Genomic DNA, 22,853 nt, shown 5'->3' with positions numbered 1-22,853 from the left:
CATTTAATTACATGAAGAGAAAATTATTTTTACTTGTCTTTTTTATTCAAACAGCTAGTGTTACCTGGTCGCAAAATGGAACCGATCCTATCTTAGTTACAGACATGCTGCGCATACAGCAAATCGGTCAGCTTGACTTATCACCTGATCGGCAAAAAATGTTATTTACAGTACAGCGAATCATTGAACGGGAAAATGATAAAAACAATTATGATTACGATAATCAACTATGGATTGGTAATACCTCAGGGCAGTATGAGCTAAGGCAACTAACCTATTCAAAAGATAATCCCAGTCAGGCAAAGTTCAGTCCGGATGGACAATCAATTCTATTTGTCCGTACAGTAAAAGAAAAGCCTCAATTATTTATGATGAGTCTTAGTGGGGGCGAACCGAAGCAAATCACCGATTTTAAATACGGCGCTACATCTCCTACATGGAGCCCTGATGGAAAGAAAATATTGTTTTCGTCTGCTATTAAATTGGATGAATTACTGCAAGACTCGGTTCTTAACCCAAACAAGCTTTTACCAGAATGGGATGCGGAAAAACCCGGTTATACGGATAACAATCACCTACGCCCGGATTCAATAAAAGCAAATCCCGATGGCAGTATAGAAGAGATTCGGGCATACCTGCTAAAAAATGAGCAAGATAAAAAGGCAAAAGTGATCAATAAATTACAGTTTCAAGGTGAAGCAAGCACTTCTGGCGAATTTCGCTTTAATCATCTGTTTGTTCTGGATGCAGAAGGTGATAAAGCACCCGAATTGCTTACTTCTGGATTTTATTCCTATGCAGATCCACATTTTATTAATAACCGTGAAATTCTGGTAAATGCAAAAATTAACGAAAAAGAAATTGGCGATCGCGTATTGGAATCTGCCGTGTATCGTATATCCTTAGAAACCAAGGAACTCAAAACTGTCTTTTCGGAAAAAGATAAATCATTTTTTGTGGAAGAAATATCTCCCTCAGGGAGATACGCTGTATACGCCGAAGCGAATACCGGTACACCAAATGTTCCTAAGGTGCATATTTATGATTTACAATCCGAGAAAGTATTGATGAATATCGACTTAGATCGTAATATGGGCAATTTTAAGTGGACGAGTAAGGAAGACGAACTTTATTTTACGGCATTAAGTAATGGGGGTGCCTTTCTGTATCGATTGGGGTTAAAAGATGGTAAGGTCAAAAAATTATCGGCTGAAGATGAGGGAATCGGCGATTTTGTTGTAGGGGACGGGAAATTATTATACGTAAAAACAAGTGTAGCAAACCCCAGCGAATTAGAGGAGGCCGATTTGAACATGAAGAACAATCAACCAATCAGTTCGTTCAACAGTTCTTGGTTAAAAGATAAGAAATTGAGTTTACCGGAGAAACATCATTTTACGAATGAAGAGGGTATGGAGGTTGAGTACTGGGTGATGAAACCGAGTAATTTTCAAGAGAGCCACCAATATCCTTTACTATTGGAGATCCATGGTGGGCCAAGTGCTATGTGGGGACCGGGCGAGGGGAGTATGTGGCATGAATATCAATATTTTTGTTCTCAGGGTTATGGTATAGTATATAGTAATCCTAGGGGGTCTGGCGGTTATGGAGAACAGTTTCTACGGGCAAACATGAATAATTGGGGCAAAGGACCAACAAGTGACGTTTTAGAAGCTCTTGATAGGACCGTCGATGAGGGGTGGGCAGATACCGGTAAACTGCTGATAACCGGAGGGTCTTATGCTGGTTATCTCGTAAGTTGGATCGTTGGACACGATCAGCGTTTTAAGGCCGCCTGTAGTCAACGAGGCGTATACGATCTAAAAACCTTCTTCGGTGAGGGTAATGCTTGGCGCTTGGTGCCCAACTACTTTGGTGGCTACCCCTGGGAAGAAGAGACACTGCAGACCATCGACCGGGAGTCACCTATCAATTATGTACAGAATATCCATACCCCCTATATCATATTTCATGGGGAGAACGATTTGCGAACAGGAGTAATACAGAGCGAGATGCTATATAAAAGTTTAAAAGTACTAGGTAGGCCAGTGGAGTACGTCAGACATCCCGGAGCCACTCATGAAATCACTAGAAGTGGTGATAATAGACAGCGTATAGATCAGCTACTGCGTACATATGAGTTTTTTGAACGGTTTGTTCGGTAATTAAAAATGTAATATAAAAAACTAAGGTTATCAAAGAGCCATATTAATGTTAATATCGCCCTTTGATAGCTCTTATTATAACCGCTTGGCTTCATTCCAGTAAACATCCATTTCTTCCAAGGTCATGTCCTCAAGGTTTTTACTGAGGGTTTTCGCTCGGTTTTCCAGATGATTGAAACGGGTAATAAATTTTTTATTGGTTTTTTCCAAAGCATTTTCTGGATTGATACCCAGGAAACGAGCGTAATTAATAAGAGAAAATAGCAGATCACCAAATTCACCTTCAGCCTTTTGTTGATCTATAGTGGTGCCTTTAGTAATATCCAGTTCATTTTTAAATTCTTGGAGTTCTTCTTCTACTTTTTCCCATACCTGTTTTTTATCCTCCCAATCAAAACCTACACCTCGCGCTTTGTCTTGGATGCGATAGGCTTTTACCAGCGCCGGTAAAGACTGGGGTACGCCCTCCAAGACAGATTGGTTGCCTTCTTTGAGTTTTAGTTGCTCCCAATTCCGTTTCACATCCTCTTCATCAGTCACTTTCACATCACCGTAAATGTGTGGATGCCTGCTTATCAACTTATCACAAACACCATTTAAAACATCCACAATGTTAAAATCGTTGTTCTCTTCAGCTATACGGGCGTAAAAAACAAGGTGCATCATAAGATCACCCAATTCTTTTTTTACTTCATTTAGGTTCTTATCCAGTATAGCATCAGCCAGTTCATAAGTTTCTTCTATGGTTAGATGTCGCAGACTTTCCATCGTTTGCTTCCTGTCCCAAGGGCATTCTATTCTTAATGTATTTAACACTTCCAGCAACCTTTCAAAGGCTTTGGCAGGTGTTGATTGAGCGATTGGAGCTGTATGTGGCATGTGTATATTTAAATAATAGCCGTTTTTTCGGCCAACCATTGTTGCTCTTCTACTTCTAGTAAGGGCGAGATACGTTCGTAAACCATGTTATTATAACTATTTAACCAATCGATATGCTTTTGGTCCAGTAAAGTCTTATCAACAAGCTGTGTGTCAATATAGCACAATGTAAGTGTTTCAAAAGCCATGAACTCACCAAAATCGGTTTCCTGATCAGCAATACTCAATACCAAATTTTCTATTCTTATACCATACCTCCCTTCTCTATAAAGCCCCGGTTCTATAGAGGTAACCATACCTTCTTCTATTTCGATATCAATATTGGCGGTATTGAAAACATGTGGTCCTTCATGCACATTCAGAAAAAAGCCAACACCATGGCCCGTTCCATGCCCATAATTGCGAAGCCTATCCCACAAAGGCTTTCGGGTAATAGCGTCAATTTGATACCCTCTGCTTCCTTTAGGATAGGTGGTGGTGCTTCCTTCAATCATACCCTTTAGAACCAATGTATAATCTACCCGCTCTGCGTCTGTCAATTCCCCAAGAGAAATCACACGGGTAATATCGGTAGTTCCTGTTCGATATTGCCCACCCGAATCAATAAGTAACAGTCCTTTGGACGCTAAGGTTGCATTACTTTGGTCTGTAGCTTTATAATGGGGTAGTGCGCCATGAGCGAGATAACCTGCAATGGTATCAAAACTTTCATTTACAAAACCTTCCTGCTGTTGTCTAAATTGTAGAAGTTTATCCGTAATGCTAAGCTCTGTTAAAGTCGTCTGGCTGATGTTTTCTTCCAACCATTTAAAAAAGCGGGTGAGCGCAACACCATCTTTTACCATTGTTTGTCTGATATGTTCGGCTTCCGTCGTATTTTTAATAGCTTTTAACCTGGTCGTTGGATTAAGCCCTTCAATAGTATTCTCATATTGGGGTATTTGTGTGTACACCGCATAACAGGTTCGTTTTGGATCAATAAGCACTGAGCCACCTACGGGAAGTTTTGCCAGTGAATCTACCAATTGATCATAAGCTGCAATATGTACTCCCGCCTTTTTGAGCTTTTCCTGATCATGCGGTTGGAGTTTTTCCTGATCAATGAACAATGTAACCTCCTTGTCAGATAACAGCGCAAAGCTTAACACCACGGGATTACATTTTACATCGTTACCACGTATATTGAATAACCATGCGATATCGTCTAACGACGAAATTAAGTGATATTTTGCACCAGCTTTAAGCATGATGTCCCGTACTTTTGCTATTTTCTCTGAAATCGCAGCACCAACTGTTTTTTCGTCTAATAGGTAAGCTTCGTTGTTAGGTAGGCCAGGTCTATCCGTCCAAATTTCATCCAACAGATCAACCGTTCCATCTATTAAAATTTTCGAGGGTTGAAGCTCAGCAATTAAATGCTTAGCTATGCTTACGGAGGCCAGTTTGCCATCAAAAGCAACTTTATTTCCTGCTGTCAAGGAATCAGATAACCACTCAATGTATTCTGGTTTGCCCTGATTTTTTAGCTTTACCAGCTGAAAGCCACTGTCCTTCAATTGCTCATTAGCCTGTACAAAATAACGTGCATCTGTCCACAGACCGGCAAAGTCTTCTGTAATAACTAAGGTGCCTGCCGAGCCCGTAAAGCCAGAGGCAAAAGCAATACATTTAAATCGATCGGGTAAATATTCACTGATATGAGGGTCTGAAGAAGGAATAATATAAGCGTCAATCTGCTGCTCTTTCATTTTTTTACGAAGCCCCAACAGTTTTTCAGTATATGTCATGGTATTATTTTGATTTCGCGCAATTTAAGCATTGACGGTTGATTGATGCATATTTTTTTGTAAAAAAGTGGTGATTGGTTTACAGATGAGTACAGGGACACTTCTTAGATTTCAAGACAATACCACCGTTTTTATTAAGTACAGAATCGTGAAGTTAATAATAGACTGTGCCGGTAAAGTCCTTTACAGCGATGATAGAAACTATTTCGCTGTGGAATCATTAAATGATAGTGATAAAGGTCTACTCCACTTACAATACAAGAGACGGTTTACTTTAACTTTTGTTATCACCGACGGGAAGGATGCCTATATATTGAGAAATTTTGGAGTCAGAAATAATGTTTTTTGATTAACTTCGTAAGATGAAAACTTTAAAACTAGTTATTGTCTGGGCATGCATGGCATTTATATTTGCCGCTTGTGCCACCAAAAAAAGTAGTAGCAACGAGGAAGAGGAAGACTGTCCTCCAACGCCTTGTACTATGGATTTTAGGAGTATAGGAGTTATCTTTAAAGATGCCAAAGGAGATACAGTTTCGGTAAACAATTACGCTGTTTCTCTAAAATCAACCGGCACATCTTTACCCAGTGCTTCTTCGGAGTTGTCATCCCCTGAAGGCACAGGTTACTTAGTTGCCAACGATGGTGATAAAAGCGAATTAAGTGTAGAAGGCGACACCTTAATTATTACAGGTACACACCCACTTACTGGTGAGGTCAAAACCAGCGAGATAGTTGTTTCCGGCGGCCGATGTGAATGTCACGTAAATAGAGTGTCTGGCGAGGAAGTAATCGTATTCAATGAATAGAAGGTGTTAAATCACCCATTTTTCACATGATTTTAAAAAAGAATCATCTACCGAAGCGCCGATCCCAGGTGCTTCGGTAATATTGACCTGAAAACCATCAAAAGTGACGCCATTGGTTATGGGATCTTCCAGATGTCCGATCATACAGGTATCCATATCGAAATATTTTATCCCGGGGCACGCATATGCTAAATGTACCTTAGCTGATAGCGCCAGTCTGCTTTCCAACATACCACCTATCATACACGGCACCTGATTGGTGTAAGCGATGTCATGAATTTTCATCGCTTCATTGATACCTCCCGATTTTGCCAGCTTGATGTTTATTGCATCACAAGCGTTTTCTCTAATTAAACGTTTCGCATCAAAGTGATCATAGCAACTTTCATCGGCCATAATCGCAATAGGCGATACAGACCTCAATTTAGGCAATAGAAAATCGTTATAAGTGCGCATCGGTTGCTCGCAGAATTCAATATTAGCCGTGGCCAAAGCACTAAGTACGGTTATCGCTTCATTATAGGTCCATCCTTGATTGGCATCTATCCGGATGGGAATCTGAGAACCGATTACGTCTCTTATCTGTTTAATACGACGAATATCTTCATCCGGTTCTTTTCCTAATTTCACCTTAAGTATGGTAGCCCCCTGCTCTTTAAAGTTAAGGGCTTTTTGAGCCATTATTTCGGGTGCATCTATCCCAACAGTTATATCCGTTGTAATTGGTTTCACTTCACCCTTGAGATATTTATATAGTGGAACACCGGAAGACTTAGCCGCTAGATCATAAAGAGCCATATCAAAAGCACTTTTTATGGTCATATTTCCCGCAATATACCGGTGGAGCTCATTCAAACGCGCCTTTATATCTAAAGGGTTTTTATTTTTCCAAATATGTGCAAAATCTCTAGCTAGAACCAGGCAGGTATCCTGTGTTTCTCCTACAATCATCGGAAAAGCCGAGCATTCTCCAAAACCAATTAGCCCCTGATCGGTATAAACTTTTATTAGCGTGTTCTGTGCATAGTCCATGGTACCGGTTGCAATAACAAAGGGTTCCATTTTGATACTGAAGCGATAAATTTCTACATGTGTTATGAGCATAATTGAAAATAGAACTAAATGGTGATTTTCCAAAAGTAAACATTAAAAAAAATGTATCTACAAAAAACTTTAACCTACATTTTTCATATCGATCCGCTTGTGCCACGTTATACATCAACTATAAAATATACACTGCCTAAAATAGGTATATGCCAATACAGCTATAAGGGCGTATTTTACCCTTTCCACATAAAATAGTACCTTTACCGATATTATGTCTAATAACCTGCAGAACGAAACGTCTCCTTATTTAAAGCAGCACCAGAATAATCCTGTTAATTGGTATCCTTGGGGTGAAGAAGCATTTACAGAGGCGAAAGCAGCAAACAAATTAGTAATTGTCAGCATAGGTTACTCCGCTTGCCACTGGTGCCATGTTATGGAGCGCGAAAGTTTTGAGAATGCAGGGGTAGCTGCCGTTATGAATGCAGATTTTGTATCAATCAAGGTAGACAGGGAAGAACGGCCTGATATTGATCAGATTTATATGACTGCTGTTCAGTTAATGACCAACAGCGGTGGATGGCCTCTACATTGTATCTGTCTACCGGATGGCCGACCAATTTATGGAGGAACTTATTTCAGACCAGATGATTGGAAAAATGTATTGGGGCAGTTACAGCAAATGTGGATGAACGAACCAAATGTTGCGTTTGATTATGCCGATCGGTTAACGCAGGGAATTAGAACAAGCGAGCAGCTCAATATCAGACGTGCACCTGAAAGTTACTCAATAACTGACCTGAATGAAATTGTCAACCCTTGGCGAGCAATGTTTGACAAAAGGGAGGGCGGGCTCCAGCGTGCGCCTAAGTTTCCGATGCCTAATAATTGGTTGTTTCTTCTTCGATACGGCTACCTAAGTAACGATAAAGAAATTTTAGCACATACGCATTTTACCTTGAGGAGTATGGCTTCGGGAGGTATTTATGATCACGTAGGAGGTGGTTTTGCCCGTTATGCCATAGATAGTCATTGGCATGTTCCACATTTTGAAAAGATGTTGTATGACAACGCTCAACTGGTAAGTTTATTTGCGGAAGCTTATGCGCAGCAACCCGATCCTCTGTATAAGCGTGTGGTAGAAGAGACCTTAGCATGGGTAAGTCGCGAGATGACTGCTGATACCGGAGGTTTTTATGCAGCTTTGGACGCCGACAGTGAAGGTGTAGAAGGCAAATTTTATACTTTTAACAAGAAGGAGATCGAAGAAGTACTAGGGGAGGATGCCGCGCTATTCGTCGAATATTTTTCCATTACGCCCGAAGGAAATTGGGAAGATGAAGGTATAAATGTATTGAAAACGGCTATCGATGCTGACAGGTTGGCAGTAGATGCGGGATACAGTTCGGAAGAATGGGCTATTTATTTAGGGCAAATAAAAGCTAAGTTACTGGCTTATCGATCTAAAAGAGTAAGGCCTGGTCTAGACGATAAAATACTTACATCTTGGAATGCTTTGATGATCAAGGGTTTTGTGGATGCTTATCGTGTTTTTAATGAAGAGAGGTACCTGCAAACTGCTATAAAGAATGCTAACTATATTTTAAATACCTTACAGACGGATGAAGGTGTTTTACTTCATCAACCAGCTTCTGCAACCAAGAAAATTGAAGGTTTTCTCGATGATTATGCTTTTACTATAGACGCATTGATAGCGCTGTACGAAGCAACTTTTGATATTACTTGGTTAGATCATGCAAAAAAGCTCGTAAATTACGTTTTAACACATTTTTACGATAGTTCAGCTGCTGCATTTTATTATACTTCTGATGTAGCAGAGGTGTTAATAGCACGTAAGTTTGAGATAATGGATAATGTAATCCCTGCGTCTAATTCCGTCATAATACATCAGTTGAATAAATTAGGCCTGCTTTTTGACATACCCCGTTACAAAATGATCTCCGCTCAGGTATTAGCCAATGTTTTTCCACAGATCAAGCGTTACGGCTCAGCATATTCCAATTGGAGCATAAGGTTACTGGAAGAGGTATATGGCGTTTACGAAATCGCAGTGACCGGACCCGAATGTGTTCCGCTTCGGAAACAAATTGATCAACGTTATCTTCCTAATAAGATAATATTAGGTGGGAACGAGGAAGGTTTACCCTTATTGATCGGAAGAATAAACGAGCATACAAAGGTTTTTGTTTGTAAAAACAATACCTGCAGTTTACCCGTTGACAATTTAAGAGACTTTGAAAAATTAATTTTTGAACCGGAAATCGAGAAAGGTTAGATTTCCATAAATTTAGATAGATGACAATTACACCAAACAGCGTGGTAGCGCTAACGTACAAATTGCACACCATTACAAATGGAGAGAGAGAGTTTGTTGAAGAAGCAGACAAAGCGAACCCACTGGTTTTTTTATATGGTGCAGGTATGATGTTACCAAAATTTGAAGAAAATATCAGCGGACTTAAAACAGGAGACACCACTGATTTTGAGTTGGTGGCCGCCGATGCTTACGGCGAAAAAGATGAAAGTGCTGTTGCTCAACTACCTGTGGATATGTTCAAAGAATCAGGTATACCTCCGGTTGGAGAAATTCTTCCTTTACAAGATAATCAGGGAAATCAGTTTCGTGCAAAAGTAGTTGAGGTTAGTCCTGAAGTAGTTATAGTTGACTTAAATCATCCAATGGCCGGACAGCATCTGCATTTTGATATCGAAATTTTAAGTGTGCGCGAGGCTACGTCAGAAGAATTAGCTCACGGACATGCACATGGAGCTGATGGCAATCAAGGTCATTAACGGTTTAGCAAGTAAGTTCAAATTCTTACATTAAAGTACTTTGGGGGGATAACGTTATCTATTATGTTATCCCCCTTTTGTATCTGGGCTTTTTATTATATTCGCAGTATTTTTAAGATTCAATAAACTATGAATTATTTCCTTGTAAAATCAGAGCCCTTTAAGTATAGCTGGGAACAATTATTAAAAGATAAGCAAACCTTCTGGGATGGAGTACGCAACTATCAAGCAAGAAATAACCTACAAGCCATGAAAAAAGGCGATCTCGTCCTTTTTTATCATAGTAACGAAGGCAAAGAAGTAGTAGGCATTGCCAAAGTAGTAAAAGAATATTATCAAGATCCCACTACTAAAGATGAACGATGGGTTGTAGTTGACATCGCACCTGTAGAAACGCTGAAAAAGCCGGTATCTCTAGAAATGGTAAAAGCGGATGAGCAATTACAGGACATAGCTTTGGTGCGGCAGGGAAGATTGTCGGTTATGCCGTTAAAGCGAGAAGAATTTGACCGGATTGTCGCGCTAGGCAGTTAGGCAGATTGCCCTTCCGGATGATGGTAGGGTTATCCGGAAGGGTGGAAAAGCCTTTATCAGGCCCCAATCTGATTAAAAAAACTATATAATTCCGTAGCTTCTTCAGGCTTCATCTTTCCCGCTAAAATCAAGCGTAATTGTCTTCTACGTAACGCCTCTACAAATAACTTTTTCTCCTCCTCGGTTTCGGGTAAAAGCTCGGGTACGGCAATCGTTCTCGAATTTTGATCAATTGCCACAAATGTATAAAAAGCTTCATTAGACTTAACTCGGGTACCCGATGGTATATTCTGGGCATATACTTGTAATCGAACTTCTACAGAAGTGTTAAATGCTCGGGTAACCTGTGCTTCGATGCTTATCACGTCACCAAGTTTAACGGGATGCTTAAAGGATACGTTGTCAACAGAAGCAGTCACCACAATGCGGTTGCAGTGTTTCTGTGCCGATATTGCTGCTGCGATATCCATCCAGTGAAGAAGTCTTCCCCCCATTAAATTGTTTAAGGTATTGGTATCATTTGGGAGAACCAATTCATTCATGATGGTAAACGATTCCTTGGCAAATTTTTTATTCATGCTGCAAACATAATCATTTTTGTCGGCATCGACCTTGCTGCCACATTAATTTGGTCGTGTGTTGGGTGTACTAACGAGCGTTCCATACCCCACTAACTCCTCCCACCGTGTCGCAGGTCTTTGGTAGTAAACCAATATGTCATAGGTGTTTTCGGTTTCAAAATGGCTGCCATTGTATTTATTGGCATTCTCGCTTGTGCTTGTGTAGGTGTAATGATATATACCTTGTTTAAGCAACAGATTACCCACCCATGCGCCCAAGCTCGAGTCATAGGTCATTTTATTTTCTTCCGTTTGTTGATAGTTGTTGAACAGCCCAACAATATACACATCTTCGTCATGCGCTGGAGTATCGCTTTCTAAAAAGAACTTGACCATGGCATAGTCACTTTCAATTGCACTATCACCAAAATCGTTGTTACGGATAAAAAATTTCCCATCTTCGTCAAATGCAAAAGCATAAGTTTCGTTCAATAAATCTCGATCGGCAACCAGAGAAAACTTTCTTATTTCCTCAATAGAGGTCTGATCAATGTGCTCAGAAAGGAGCCTGAAACTGCGAAGATCTACACTCCTAAACTCATTGCCACCATCAAAGTCCAATGTCTGGTTGTCATTATAAACCAATTGATTGTTTTTAATAAACATGGGTTTGCTGAGTATTTCCTGTATATCGTCTCTTCTATTTTGTTTAACAATAACTTTTATGTCCTGGTAAGGATTATTTACTTGAATGTTTCCAAGGTTAAGTGTTATATTTAATTTTTGATTAGTTTGGCGTTTATCGATTTCAAAAGAGGGAATAACCTTCGTTGAGATACCTACCTCTCTCGTTACAACATAAAACCTTCTAGTGAGGAGCAGTTGGGTCTGATCGCCATCTTCATAAACTTTTAAAAGGTAATTTCCGGATAACTTAGGTTTCATGCTACCGTCAGTAGGAAACTGAAAGCTATAGTGCGTGTATAACTGCAGAGTGTTTACGGAAGTTTTATAATCAAATATACGGTCTTCGGTCAATCCTTCGATATATGCCAACGCAGATAAGTTACTGCTTGCCCAATTTGCGGTACAATGCTCAATGGTATAATACAATGTACGATTATCAGCTCTTAGATCATCGAAAGACATAAGCAATTTTTCATTGTTATTGAGCACTAGGATGGGAATAGATTGTTCCTCTTTCGATTGGTAAAACTGAACCGATTTTATTGAAGAAATATAATCATGATTATCGTATACCAGTTTCTGTGACGTATTGAATGAATAAGCAACGTTACTGATAACGAGAAAAACAGGAAGTAGACAACTGGTTGTTAAACGTTTCATATATTGGTGAATAATGGTTATAGCGAAATGCAATAGGCTTTTCATCGGAAAAACCCTGATATATCGGACACCGCATTGAGTCATCAATATATCAGGGTTGATGTAAAAATAATACCTAAATACAACAAGTCAAAATACGCCGTTAAATTTTAACTTTCCAATAGCAGTATCTCTTCAGCTAGTTTTTCCCAAGCTAATTGCTGTCGCTCGAGATCGTTTTTTTTCCGTGCGTATAATAGGTTTGTTTCTTTCAACAATTCAGGATCGTTGTAAACTTGTGGGTCGGCTAAGAGTTTTTCCGTTTCAACCAGTTCATTTTCAAGTTTGGTTACCACATCTTCTAGCTGTTGTAACTCTTTATTCAGCTTTTGAAGTTGCCTATTTTTCTCTACCGGTTTATTTTCAACTGGCGGTTGTTTTTTAGGGCTGACCTTTTTTTGTTCTACAGATTTTTGCTGTACCGGCCGCTTTGCCTGCCATTCTTCATACTCTTGGTATGTGCCCGGATATTCTTTGATTTCCTGATCTTCGATAAACCATATCTTATTCGCTACACTATCTAGAAAGTAACGATCGTGCGATACGGCAATGAATGTGCCTTCAAATTGCTGTAAAGCTTGAATCAATATGTTGACCGATTGTATATCCAGGTGATTGGTTGGTTCATCGAGTATCAGGAAGTTGGCATCAGCCGTAAGTGCTTTAGCAAGAGCAACCCTTGATTTTTCTCCACCGGAGAGCACCCTTATTTTTTTGAACGCGTCGTCGCCCGTAAAGAGGAAACACCCTAGAATGGATCTTAATTCTGTTTCCGTATGTTTGGGTGCAAAAGCCTGTAATTCTTGTAATATTTCACTTTCCAGATGCAGGGCTTCCAATTGATGCTGGGCGAAAAATGTGGTGGTTACATTATGACCAGTCTCACCGAAACCAGTGAATTCTTTATCTGCATTTGCAACAATCCGTAACAATGTTGATTTACCTTTTCCGTTAGCTCCAATCAAGGCAATTTTATCACCTTTTTCAATAACGGCATTTGCATTTTTTAAAATAGGAACACCAGGATAAGCTTTTGTAATATTTTCTAAGCGAACCACATGCCGACCAGATTGCTTGCTGAATTTGAAACTGAAATTCACCGTCGGATTATCATCGTCAACATCGTCTACGCGCTCCATACGTTCTAAGGCCTTAATTCTCGACTGAGCCATTTTAGCTTTGCTAGCTTTAGCGCGAAAACGTTCGATCAAACGCTCTTCCTGCTTAATTCTTGCTTGTTGATTTTTAAATTGGCCCGCCTGTATTTCATTCCTTAACGCTTTTTCTTCCAAATAGAAGCTGTAATTTCCAGCATACAAGGTCAGTTTACCTTTTCGGGATTCTACCGTTTTATTGATCACTCTGTCTAAGAAGTAGCGGTCGTGCGAGACGATCACGATAGCGCCTTCAAATGCCTGGAGGTAACTTTCAAGCCATTTAATAGAAGGTAGATCCAAGTGGTTGGTAGGTTCATCGAGTAATAAAATATCAGGTGCTTGCAATAAAATCCGGGCCAGCATCACACGCATGCGCCATCCCCCGGAAAATTCTGAAAGCTTCCGTTCTTGCTGTTCCTCGTCAAAGCCCAGACCGGCAAGAATTTCATGTGCCCGATATTCGATGTTGTATCCATCTAAAGCTTCAAACTCTACCTGTTTATCACTTAATTTATTGAGGAGATCTTCACTATAGTCGGTCTCCATTTTCTTTAAAAGATTCTCAATTTCACTATGTAACTGGTTTTGTCTTTCAAAAGCTTCCATTGCCACGTGAAGAATGCTTTTTTCAGATTCGTATGATAGTAAATCTTGGTTCAAGTAACCGATTTTGAGATCTTTTGCCATGGAAATTGTTCCAGAAGTTGGCGTGTATTCACCCACAATTATACGCAACAGCGTTGTTTTTCCGGTACCATTTGCACCGATAAGCCCTACTTTATCACCTGGTTTAATATGCCAATTAGCTTCGTCATATAGCGCTCTGGCACCTATCTCGAACGTTAAATTATTAATTGCTATCATTACGGGTGCAAAAGTACCAAAATTTTCATACAAAAATTAAGACTTTCCGCTTTATGCAAAAAGCAGCTAAATCGGTTGATCTCTGCTAAATATAACCAACAACGGTAAACGGATCATCTTGTTTCATTGATCAATTTTGTTCATCTTTGCCGCATGTATAAACTGGTTAAACCACTATTTTTCTTAATGAACCCTGAAGTTGCGCATCATAACGTTACCGGGGGACTAAAAGCTATAAATAAGATATGGGGAGGGAGTAAGCTGGTACGGACGGCATTTACGGTTAACAATGCTGCACTTAAAACACAAGTATTTGGTCTTACCTTTAAAAATCCTGTTGGTTTAGCTGCCGGCTTTGATAAGAATGCTGAATATGTGGACGAGCTGGTTGATTTAGGATTTGGCTTTATCGAGATAGGTACTGTTACACCCCGGCCGCAGCCGGGAAACGAGAAGCCCAGAATGTTTCGCTTAACAGCAGACGAAGCGCTTATTAACAGGATGGGTTTCAATAATTTAGGCGTAGATGTAGCTGCTACACGTTTAAAGTATCTGAAAAAACGCGAAAATATCATCATCGGCGGAAATATCGGGAAAAATAAAGTTACCCCGAATGAGCAAGCCGTAAACGATTATATCAGCTGTTTTGATGCTTTATTTGATGTGGTAGATTATTTCGTAGTTAATGTCAGTTCTCCCAACACACCTGGCTTAAGAGATTTGCAAGAGAAAGAACCCTTAATGCACATCCTGAACACATTACAACAACGCAACCTTAAAAATGGTGTTTCTAGACCCATCCTGTTAAAAATAGCTCCCGATTTAACCAATAGCCAGCTTGACGATATCATTGAAATTGTAGCAGCAACCGGTATAGCCGGTGTTATTGCTACCAATACCACTATTTCTCGGGATGGTTTACGGTCATCGCCAACAGTAACAAAGGAAATGGGCGGCTTAAGTGGCAAACCGCTAACCAAACGATCAACGGAGGTTATCCGGTATCTCTCAGAAAAATCGAATAAGGCTTTCCCGATAATAGGTGTTGGAGGAATACATAGTGCTGAAGATGCGCAGGAGAAGATTGCTGCAGGGGCATCCTTAGTACAATTATACACCGGTTTTATCTACGAAGGACCGGCATTAGTTAAAAGGATTTGTAAGGCGCTCCTAAAGAAATGATGTGTCGATAAAAGTATATGAATGCGGTTAATGTATAGAAAAATACCAGCTGCTATCTCTTTAGAAAATCTATATTTCGCTTAATACCAGCATATTTCGTTCTTTTTACTGCGGATTTTTTGAATACGCGCTTAAAGGTTTCCTCCGTTATTTCCTCCCAATCCTTTTGTGTCATATCCAACAAATCCCCGTGTGGTTGAAAGGCTTGCTCCTGATGTTCTGAAGAGAAACGGTTCCATGGACAAACGTCCTGGCAAACATCACATCCGAACATCCAATTGTCCATCTTACCGGAAAAATCCGAAGGTATTTCGTTTTTTAACTCGATGGTCAAATAGGAAATGCATTTGCTCCCATCAACTACTTGAGGAGAAACAATTGCTTCTGTAGGGCAGGCGTCGATACATTTGGTACAGGTGCCGCAATAATCTTTGGTAGCTGGTATATCACATGCTAATTTAATGTCAACAATAAGTTCACATAAGAAAAAATAAGAGCCTTGCTGTTTGTTTATTAAGTTGCTGTTTTTTCCAACCCAGCCAAGTCCAGATTTCTTTGCCCATGCACGATCAAGCACGGGCGCAGAATCTACAAAGGCCCTTCCGCCGATTTCGCCAATCTCGGTCTGCATATAGCCAAGTAACTGCCGCAGTCTATCTTTGATAACGGTATGGTAATCCATACCGTAGGCATATTTGGATATTTTAGGTGCATTTTTATCAGTCTGTAAATTAGCTGTATAGTAGTTGTAACCTAAAGAAATGATAGATTTAGCGTCGTCAACTAATAATCTCGGATCTAAACGTTTGTCAAAATGGTTCTCCATATATTGCATTTCACCATGCATCTGTCCTTTTAACCATTTTTCCAGGCGCGGCGCTTCTTCCTCCAAAAAAGCTGCCTCAGAAATACCGCAAAAAGAAAAGCCAAGACGTTTTGCTTCATCTTTGATTAAGGCACTATATTTTGATGCTGCGTTTTGCATAGTGCAAAATTAGGTAAAGAACCGCTTATATACAATCAAGCTTAAGATAGGAATTTGTTAAGTTACGCAAAACGAACCAAGGTTTCTTTTATCCTACTCGGTAATCCAGTATCTACTTTCATATCTTACTTATTAATATCATATTTGTATGAACAGGCTATAAGCAAAGAAGTTTCATTTTCGTTAAGGTTACGAACAATTGATGTTTAAGCTTGTTGAAATTGTTTTATTACGTTTATTGAAGAATAAAAGTATCCACCAAAAATGACTAAATGGTACAATATTGATGAAGATTTGCCCAGCGTAAACACCATACGTAAGATTAAACGCGCTGGTAAGCATATTTGCCTCATTAACCATGAAAACAAATATTTTGCGACGTCGTGGCGTTGTCCGCATGCAGGAGCTGATCTTTCGAACGGATGGTGCGAGGAAGGACGTATTGTTTGTCCTTATCACCGGCATGCTTTCGATTTGGAAACTGGGCGCGGTGATAAGGGCCAAGGTAATTATATCAATACCTACCCGATAGAAAAGCGGGACGGGAAATGGTACGTGGGATGGAAAACGAATTGGTTACAACGTTTACTTGGCGGTTGATTACCTGCATAGTATATCTCCACGTTGTGGTGCCGATAAAGGACTTAAATAGGGAATGCCCAGATCCGCGCCACGTAATATAAACCATATACCAAGTACAAAAAACAGTAACTGTAGCCATCTAGAACGGTTAAACTTCATAAAACCTTTGAAGAAGTTACCGATAAACCCGGCTGTTAAAAGTAGTGGTAACGTCCCGGCGCCAAACATCAACATAAACAGAAACCCATCTGCTGGTGTGCTGGTGTTCAATGCAGTAGCCAAGGCCATATAAACCATTCCACAAGGTAATAAACCATTGAGTAGACCAACCATGAAGTGTCCGCCGGGCTGCTGTATCCAATAGCTCATCTTTTGGAGCAATGGTAAGAATAGTTGTTGTTGACGGCGAGCAATGAAGGAAACATATCGTCCGAAAATATGATAAACAGCCATACCTATTAGGAATATGCCAGTAAACATACTGAGGTATTGTTGCCAACCATGAACGTAGCTACCTGCACCTATGGCGCCCAATACCAAGCCTAGTAAACCATATGTCAATAAGCGCCCAAACTGATAGAGCAACAGGCGCTTTAGCCCTTTAAGGGAAGAACCGGAAGGACTAGGCATCGAAAACATCAAAGGGCCACACATACCTACGCAGTGGATACTGCCAAGCAAACCAATAAAAAAAGCCAAAATCAGAGTACCGTTCATTTCTTCGAATCTTAAGGAATATAAAGCTCTTCATTTTCCAGGTAAGTAATACCAGCGCTTTCCCACTCTAAACGAAGATGCCAAACACCCTTTCTTAGTTCATTGATGGGTATTTTATATAAAGGTGCTGTAGTGGTAAAAACGACGTTTCTGTCCATGGCGCGATCTGAAGGTCTACGAAAGCTGATCATGCCCCGGTTCTTTTCATGCTGAAAGTTTATGATCAGGCTGTCGTTCAGCAGTTTGATGGCCGGTCTTGCGTGATGGACAAGTACGTTTTCTTTTTTTGCGTACTCATCATCATAGCTCAGGCCTTTTTCATAATAGTCGCCCTCCTCCAATGTGTCGGTATCTTTACTGACCATGTAAATACCGGTCGCTACAATGGATGTCATGGCCATAGCCATGCCGATTACAATTTTTAATCCCCAATTCATCTCTTTGCTATGCTTATATCTTTGAATAATATTCGTTTCATTCTTGCGTTTTCCCGCCATTGGGAGGAGCGATAAAAGTAGTACTCATTTTCTTTACGATTTTACCAGCCGATAATATATTGATATCTACGCTGGTTTTATAAGTTTTCACCTCGTTCCTTGGGATGATGAGAAAGAAGGACAACTGTAAGGACTCGCCTTTTTTTAAAGTCTCTTTATTAGCTATTACCTGAATATCAAACGAATCATCCGCATTTTCTATCGTAAAAGGTAAAGTGAAAGTACCTTTATTTGTGATATCCAGGCTATAGAGGTTTGCTACAGTTCCGTCGTCCCTAAATATATAACTGGTTCCTTTTGTACGCAGTAAGGTTCCATCGATGATGCTTCTATTAAAAATCAGCCAGCCAAAGATGATCATGAGCAAGGCCAGCACCGAACTGTACGCAATGGTCCTCGTGTTGCTTTTTGGTGATAAAGGATTTTCAATGCTTTTTGTTGAATAAAAGCCGATGAGGCGTTTAGGCCGGTTTAACTTCGCCATTACGCCATCGCACACATCGATACAGGCTGTACAGTTCACACATTCCATTTGGATACCCTTTCTGATATCAATACCCGTTGGACACACCTGCACGCATAAATTACAGTCTATACAGTCGCCCATAAGATTCGTTATGACCTTGTTCTTTTGAATTTTACCACGAGGTTCACCTCTTTTGTAATTATAAACCACTGTAGTGCTCCTATCATCTAGTAATACCCCCTGGAGACGTCCATAAGGGCAAATAGTAGTACACACGATCTCTCGCATATAGGCAAACACGGCATAGAATACCAGCGTAAATAAAGTGATGGCAACAAACCCGCCCACATGTTCTTTTATAGGGTCGGTAACAATTTTAAATAAAGCATCAGCACCGATAATGTAGGACAAAAAAAGATTGGCGATCAGAAAAGACAACAAAAAGAATAATCCGTGCTTGATTAGTTTTTTCAACACTTTACCACGGGTTACAGGCGCTTGATCTAACTTACGTTGCTGAGCAGCATCGCCTTCGATCCAATATTCTATCCGCCTAAATACCAGCTCCATGAAAATTGTCTGTGGACATGCCCATCCACACCATACACGTCCGTAAACGACCGTAAAGAGTACGATGCATACCATGGCAATTAACATTCCCAGTACAAAAATATGAAGATCCTGAGGGTAGAATACACTTCCAAAAACCGAGAATTTGCGTTCAATAATATTAAACATCAACAAAGGCTCACCATTTATTTTAAGCAATGGCCCAGCAAACAAAATGCCCAATAGGAAATAGCCTACGTATTGTCTATAGCGAAAAAGCCGACCTGTTACCTTTTTGACATATATCCATTGACGCCCATTGGTTCTTTTTGCCTTTATCTCAATTTCCGGATTCATTGTCTCGTAGTGCTTGCTCAAGTGTTCCGTAGTGAACCGTATCTTCTAATACATCATTGACTGGTTCATATAGCTCTCCCTGCGGTGCTTTAGCATTAGAAGGGCCGGTACCTACAATTGAAGATATATAGTTAGACACCTGTGCTATCTGTGCTGGCGTCAATTGTTGTTCCCAGGCAATCATCCCTTTGTCTGGAACGCCCTTTTTGATAGTTCTGAAGATATCTTTAATGCTACCACCATGAAGCCAATAATTATCGGTTAAATTCGGACCGATACCTCCTTCACCCAGCGCACCATGGCATGGCATGCAACTTTGATCAAAGATCACTTTACCGGCAGCAATGGTTTCTGGATGCAGATCAAGCTCAACCGTATTTTCATCGACGTTATTTGCCTGGCTTTCGAGGTAAGCTTTGCGCTCGTTTTCCGCCAGAAGCATTTCCTGTTCATATTCTTCCTCTTGGCTTAACCCAACACCAAAAACATGATACACGGATAGGTATACTGCACCAAAAACAATAGTAGCATAGAAAAGCCCCATAAACCAAGCAGGTGTGGGGTTATCCAGTTCGCGGATACCATCGTAGGCATGGTCGATAACTAGATCATCTTCCTCAGCCAAGGGGTGCAGTCCCATTAATTTATTCCACCAGTTTTTACGGGCTGCAGCACGGTTCTTTCGTTTATCGGCAAGCATTTCCCTATCGGCTAGTGCTACTTCAGGCATCGTCACCCGTATAATTGTTTTGAAAGCTTTAAGAAGTACCAGCGCAGCTGCTAAAACCGTAATCATAACTACCATGAGCGCCGTTATTAAAATGATGTCGTGTAGATTAGTTACGGTAGTAGGCGTTTGCACATTGGCCACAATAATTAATACTAGGCTATTCATGTTGTTGTTGTTTAGTCGGTATTTGTATGCTGTTCACTTTCTTCATCACCAAAAGGTAGGTTACTCATGTAGGTTGTATGTTGCTTTTTCATTCTTATCAGGATAATACCCACGATAATAAAGAAGATAAAAAATATCCAAAGCGAAGCAATTAGGTATGCTTCGTTACCATTTAAACTGGTGATTTGCTTAAACATGACGTTAACTATTAATTTTCTGCTACTTTAATATCTGTTCCTAAACGTTGGAGGTAAGCAACAATCGCTACTATTTCCCGATCGCTAAGTACTTCTACCTGATTTTCACGTAAGTCGGCTCTAATTTCCTCTGCCTGTTTGACCAGGTCATTATTAGCTTGCTTTTCGTAACCAATTGGGTAGGGCACTCCCAATTTGCGCATCGCGCTGACTTTGCTCGCAGTAGTACTCGTGTCAAGCGCTTGATCTATGAGCCATGCATAGGCAGGCATAATACTTCCCGGTGAAGTGATGGTTGGATCCAACAAGTGATCATAGTGCCATTTATTCGGATATTTTTTACCTATGCGGTGCAAATCAGGTCCGGTGCGTTTTGAGCCCCAAAGAAAAGGGTGGTCATATACAAATTCACCGGCTTTGCTATATTCACCATAACGTGCGGTCTCCGAGCGGAAAGGTCTGATGGTTTGTGAATGGCAGTTCACACACCCTTCACGGATATAAATATCACGCCCTTGCAGTTCCAGCGGGGTATAAGGCTTCACACTACTGATGGTTGGCACATTAGATGATATCATGAAGGTTGGCATCATCTCTACCATTCCGCCTATTAAGATTACAATAAGTGCCAATACCATAAACAACGCAGGTTTGCGTTCCAACCTGCGATGCCGTGATTTTTCATTTACAACCAGTGGCTGTAGCGGCATAGCCTGAGCTGGTTCGTTAGCTAGCAGCGTGCCCTTCTTCATGGTTCTCACCAAATTGTATGTCATCAGTATTACGCCGCCTAAATATAGTGCGCCACCAATTGCCCGCATCATATGCATTGGGATTATCTGTAGGGTAGTGGTGAGAAAAGTAGGATACTTCAATACACCTTCAGGTGTAAATTCTTTCCACATAAGCCCTTGCACCACCGCTGCCCAATACATGGGAATGGCGTAGAAGAGAATCCCCAGTGTACCTACCCAAAAATGTATGCTAGCTAACTTTTTGGAATGTAATGATGTTCCGTATATTTTCGGTATAGCCCAATAAAGAATGGCGAAGGTCATGAAACCGTTAAAGCCCAATGCACCTACATGTACGTGCGCAACGATCCAGTCGGTGAAGTGTGCAATCGCATTAACCTGTTTCAGCGACAGCATAGGCCCTTCAAAGGTAGCCATACCATAAGCAGTTAATGACACCACCATGAATTTCAAAATCGGTTCTGTACGTACCTTATCCCATGCACCTCTAAGTGTTAACAGGCCGTTGATCATTCCCCCCCAGCTCGGCGCAATCAACATGATGGAGAATACCACGCCCAAAGATTGGGCCCATCCCGGTAGCGAGGTATAAAGTAAGTGGTGCGGCCCGGCCCATATATAGATAAAAATAAGTGACCAAAAGTGAAGGATGCTCAATTTATAGGAATAGATCGGGCGGTTGGCCATTTTAGGTAGAAAGTAATACATCATACCTAAATACGGGGTAGTTAAGAAAAATGCCACCGCATTATGCCCATACCACCATTGTACCAAGGCGTCTTGAACACCTGCGTATAGGTAATAGCTTTTCCAGGCCGATATAGGCAATTGAGCCGAATTAACAATATGAAGAACGGCTATGGTCACAAAGGTTGCAATAAAAAACCATATGGCCACATACATATGTCTTTCTCTTCTTTTAATGATCGTTCCAAACATGTTGATACCGAAAACCACCCAAATAATGGTAATAGCGATATCTATGGGCCATTCCAATTCAGCGTATTCATGCGAAGTAGTTAACCCGAGGGGCAGGGTGATAGCTGCCGCAACAATAATCAGTTGCCAGCCCCAAAAATGAATCTTACTGAGCAGATCACTATACATTCGTGCTTTGAGTAAACGTTGTAGTGCGTAATAGACAGCCATGAATATGGCATTTCCCACAAAGGCAAAGATTACCGCATTGGTATGGAGCGGACGTATACGCCCAAAAGTTGTGAACTGATTATTTAGGTTCATAAATGGCCAAACGAGTTGTACGGCGACAAGAAGCCCCACAGTCATACCAATAATTCCCCAGAAAATGGTTGCAATGCCAAAGTTTCGAACAATCCGGTTGTCGTAATTAAAAGTTTCGAGCTGCATAGTTGTTTATTTTAGCCAAAAGTAAGCGACGGGGCTGTGCTGCCAAATGACCGATCTTTTGGTAAAAAATGATGTTGATCACATATTAAAATCTATAGATTTAACCGCTATGGTTGTTAGTTGTTTCGGTTGTTGTTGTCGTATCAGCATCTTTCAACTCATCGTCAAACAGTATCCGTATTGCCGGCGTATAGGTGTCGTCATGTTGACCGTCTTTATTCGCCCAAAAAAAAGCGATCAGGAATATCAGGGCGATGATAACACTGCAACCGATGAGAAAATAAATAGCACTCATTTGTAA

The 22,853-nt window shown here is 40.5% G+C and carries 22 protein-coding genes; 8 read left to right on the top strand and 14 right to left on the bottom strand.

Annotated elements, in window-relative coordinates; all coding sequences use genetic code 11:
- Nucleotides 1-11: 11 nt before the first annotated feature.
- Nucleotides 12-2,165 (top strand): S9 family peptidase, encoded by a 2,154-nt coding sequence (locus tag H8S90_RS18275; RefSeq protein WP_187339286.1) that lies wholly within the window; start codon nucleotides 12-14, stop codon nucleotides 2,163-2,165.
- A 75-nt stretch (nucleotides 2,166-2,240) separates the two neighbouring features.
- On the opposite strand, the gene mazG is transcribed toward H8S90_RS18275, so the two are convergent.
- A complete protein-coding gene (gene mazG, locus H8S90_RS18270) occupies nucleotides 2,241-3,044 on the bottom strand; it encodes a nucleoside triphosphate pyrophosphohydrolase (RefSeq protein ID WP_187339285.1) in 804 nt (267 codons plus the stop codon).
- A gap of 8 nt (nucleotides 3,045-3,052) precedes the next feature.
- Entirely contained in the window at nucleotides 3,053-4,831 is a 1,779-nt protein-coding gene (locus tag H8S90_RS18265; RefSeq protein WP_187339284.1) for an aminopeptidase P family protein, read from the bottom strand.
- A 148-nt stretch (nucleotides 4,832-4,979) separates the two neighbouring features.
- Here H8S90_RS18265 and H8S90_RS18260 point away from each other — a divergent pair, with 148 nt between their 5' ends.
- A complete protein-coding gene (locus H8S90_RS18260; protein ID WP_187339283.1) occupies nucleotides 4,980-5,180 on the top strand; it encodes a hypothetical protein in 201 nt (66 codons plus the stop codon).
- 13 nt (nucleotides 5,181-5,193) lie between these two features.
- On the top strand, nucleotides 5,194-5,640 hold the full coding sequence (locus H8S90_RS18255) for a hypothetical protein (RefSeq protein ID WP_187339282.1): 447 nt from the start codon (nucleotides 5,194-5,196) through the stop codon (nucleotides 5,638-5,640).
- A gap of 6 nt (nucleotides 5,641-5,646) precedes the next feature.
- Here the strand turns inward: H8S90_RS18255 and H8S90_RS18250 are convergent, their stop codons facing one another.
- Nucleotides 5,647-6,744 (bottom strand): mandelate racemase/muconate lactonizing enzyme family protein, encoded by a 1,098-nt coding sequence (locus tag H8S90_RS18250; RefSeq protein WP_187339281.1) that lies wholly within the window; start codon nucleotides 6,742-6,744, stop codon nucleotides 5,647-5,649.
- Between the two features lie 214 nt (nucleotides 6,745-6,958).
- On the opposite strand from H8S90_RS18250, the gene H8S90_RS18245 reads away from it, so the two are divergent.
- The 3 genes from H8S90_RS18245 (at nucleotide 6,959) to H8S90_RS18235 (ending at nucleotide 10,035) form a co-directional block, all read left to right on the top strand.
- Nucleotides 6,959-8,983 (top strand): thioredoxin domain-containing protein, encoded by a 2,025-nt coding sequence (locus tag H8S90_RS18245; protein ID WP_187339280.1) that lies wholly within the window; start codon nucleotides 6,959-6,961, stop codon nucleotides 8,981-8,983.
- 20 nt (nucleotides 8,984-9,003) lie between these two features.
- Nucleotides 9,004-9,501, top strand: coding sequence for a peptidylprolyl isomerase (locus H8S90_RS18240; protein ID WP_187339279.1), 498 nt, complete (start codon nucleotides 9,004-9,006; stop codon nucleotides 9,499-9,501).
- A gap of 129 nt (nucleotides 9,502-9,630) precedes the next feature.
- Complete coding sequence (locus H8S90_RS18235; RefSeq protein ID WP_187339278.1) at nucleotides 9,631-10,035, top strand: EVE domain-containing protein; 405 nt, start codon at nucleotides 9,631-9,633, stop codon at nucleotides 10,033-10,035.
- Between the two features lie 56 nt (nucleotides 10,036-10,091).
- Here H8S90_RS18235 and H8S90_RS18230 read toward each other — a convergent pair whose 3' ends face one another.
- The 3 genes from H8S90_RS18230 to H8S90_RS18220 all read right to left on the bottom strand — a co-directional run bounded on the left by H8S90_RS18230 (nucleotide 10,092) and on the right by H8S90_RS18220 (nucleotide 14,002).
- Nucleotides 10,092-10,613, bottom strand: a complete 522-nt coding sequence (locus tag H8S90_RS18230) for an acyl-CoA thioesterase (protein ID WP_187339277.1) — start codon at nucleotides 10,611-10,613, stop codon at nucleotides 10,092-10,094.
- A 45-nt stretch (nucleotides 10,614-10,658) separates the two neighbouring features.
- Nucleotides 10,659-11,942: a type IX secretion system plug protein domain-containing protein gene (locus H8S90_RS18225; RefSeq protein ID WP_187339276.1), complete on the bottom strand. Its 1,284-nt coding sequence runs from the start codon at nucleotides 11,940-11,942 to the stop codon at nucleotides 10,659-10,661.
- Nucleotides 11,943-12,091: 149 nt separating this feature from the next.
- Nucleotides 12,092-14,002 carry an ABC-F family ATP-binding cassette domain-containing protein gene (locus tag H8S90_RS18220; RefSeq protein WP_187339275.1) on the bottom strand — a complete coding sequence of 637 codons (1,911 nt, stop codon included), beginning with the start codon at nucleotides 14,000-14,002 and terminating at the stop codon, nucleotides 12,092-12,094.
- A gap of 153 nt (nucleotides 14,003-14,155) precedes the next feature.
- Between H8S90_RS18220 and H8S90_RS18215 the strand changes: the two genes are divergently transcribed.
- Nucleotides 14,156-15,184, top strand: coding sequence for a quinone-dependent dihydroorotate dehydrogenase (locus tag H8S90_RS18215; protein WP_187339274.1), 1,029 nt, complete (start codon nucleotides 14,156-14,158; stop codon nucleotides 15,182-15,184).
- Between the two features lie 52 nt (nucleotides 15,185-15,236).
- Here H8S90_RS18215 and queG read toward each other — a convergent pair whose 3' ends face one another.
- A complete protein-coding gene (queG, locus tag H8S90_RS18210) occupies nucleotides 15,237-16,169 on the bottom strand; it encodes a tRNA epoxyqueuosine(34) reductase QueG (RefSeq protein ID WP_187339273.1) in 933 nt (310 codons plus the stop codon).
- 264 nt (nucleotides 16,170-16,433) lie between these two features.
- Here queG and H8S90_RS18205 point away from each other — a divergent pair, with 264 nt between their 5' ends.
- On the top strand, nucleotides 16,434-16,769 hold the full coding sequence (locus tag H8S90_RS18205; protein ID WP_187339272.1) for a Rieske 2Fe-2S domain-containing protein: 336 nt from the start codon (nucleotides 16,434-16,436) through the stop codon (nucleotides 16,767-16,769).
- Here H8S90_RS18205 and H8S90_RS18200 read toward each other — a convergent pair whose 3' ends face one another.
- The 7 genes from H8S90_RS18200 to ccoS form a co-directional block, all read right to left on the bottom strand.
- Nucleotides 16,770-17,468 (bottom strand): sulfite exporter TauE/SafE family protein, encoded by a 699-nt coding sequence (locus tag H8S90_RS18200; protein WP_187339271.1) that lies wholly within the window; start codon nucleotides 17,466-17,468, stop codon nucleotides 16,770-16,772.
- An 11-nt stretch (nucleotides 17,469-17,479) separates the two neighbouring features.
- Complete coding sequence (locus H8S90_RS18195) at nucleotides 17,480-17,965, bottom strand: FixH family protein (RefSeq protein ID WP_187339270.1); 486 nt, start codon at nucleotides 17,963-17,965, stop codon at nucleotides 17,480-17,482.
- Complete coding sequence (ccoG, locus tag H8S90_RS18190; RefSeq protein WP_255501651.1) at nucleotides 17,943-19,358, bottom strand: cytochrome c oxidase accessory protein CcoG; 1,416 nt, start codon at nucleotides 19,356-19,358, stop codon at nucleotides 17,943-17,945. The genes H8S90_RS18195 and ccoG overlap by 23 nt, the downstream gene beginning before the upstream one ends.
- Nucleotides 19,321-20,232 (bottom strand): cbb3-type cytochrome c oxidase N-terminal domain-containing protein, encoded by a 912-nt coding sequence (locus tag H8S90_RS18185; RefSeq protein WP_187339268.1) that lies wholly within the window; start codon nucleotides 20,230-20,232, stop codon nucleotides 19,321-19,323. Before H8S90_RS18185 ends, ccoG begins: the two co-directional genes overlap by 38 nt.
- Nucleotides 20,233-20,243: 11 nt before the next feature.
- Entirely contained in the window at nucleotides 20,244-20,429 is a 186-nt protein-coding gene (locus H8S90_RS18180) for a hypothetical protein (RefSeq protein ID WP_187339267.1), read from the bottom strand.
- An 11-nt stretch (nucleotides 20,430-20,440) separates the two neighbouring features.
- Nucleotides 20,441-22,552: a cytochrome-c oxidase, cbb3-type subunit I gene (gene ccoN, locus H8S90_RS18175; protein ID WP_187339266.1), complete on the bottom strand. Its 2,112-nt coding sequence runs from the start codon at nucleotides 22,550-22,552 to the stop codon at nucleotides 20,441-20,443.
- 100 nt (nucleotides 22,553-22,652) lie between these two features.
- Nucleotides 22,653-22,847, bottom strand: a complete 195-nt coding sequence (gene ccoS, locus H8S90_RS18170) for a cbb3-type cytochrome oxidase assembly protein CcoS (protein WP_187339265.1) — start codon at nucleotides 22,845-22,847, stop codon at nucleotides 22,653-22,655.
- Nucleotides 22,848-22,853 lie beyond the last annotated feature (6 nt).

The organism is Olivibacter sp. SDN3 (assembly GCF_014334135.1).
Taxonomy (GTDB): domain Bacteria; phylum Bacteroidota; class Bacteroidia; order Sphingobacteriales; family Sphingobacteriaceae; genus Olivibacter.
The sequence above is the reverse complement of the archived record's forward strand: the minus strand, read 5'-3'. Positions and strand labels throughout refer to the sequence as shown.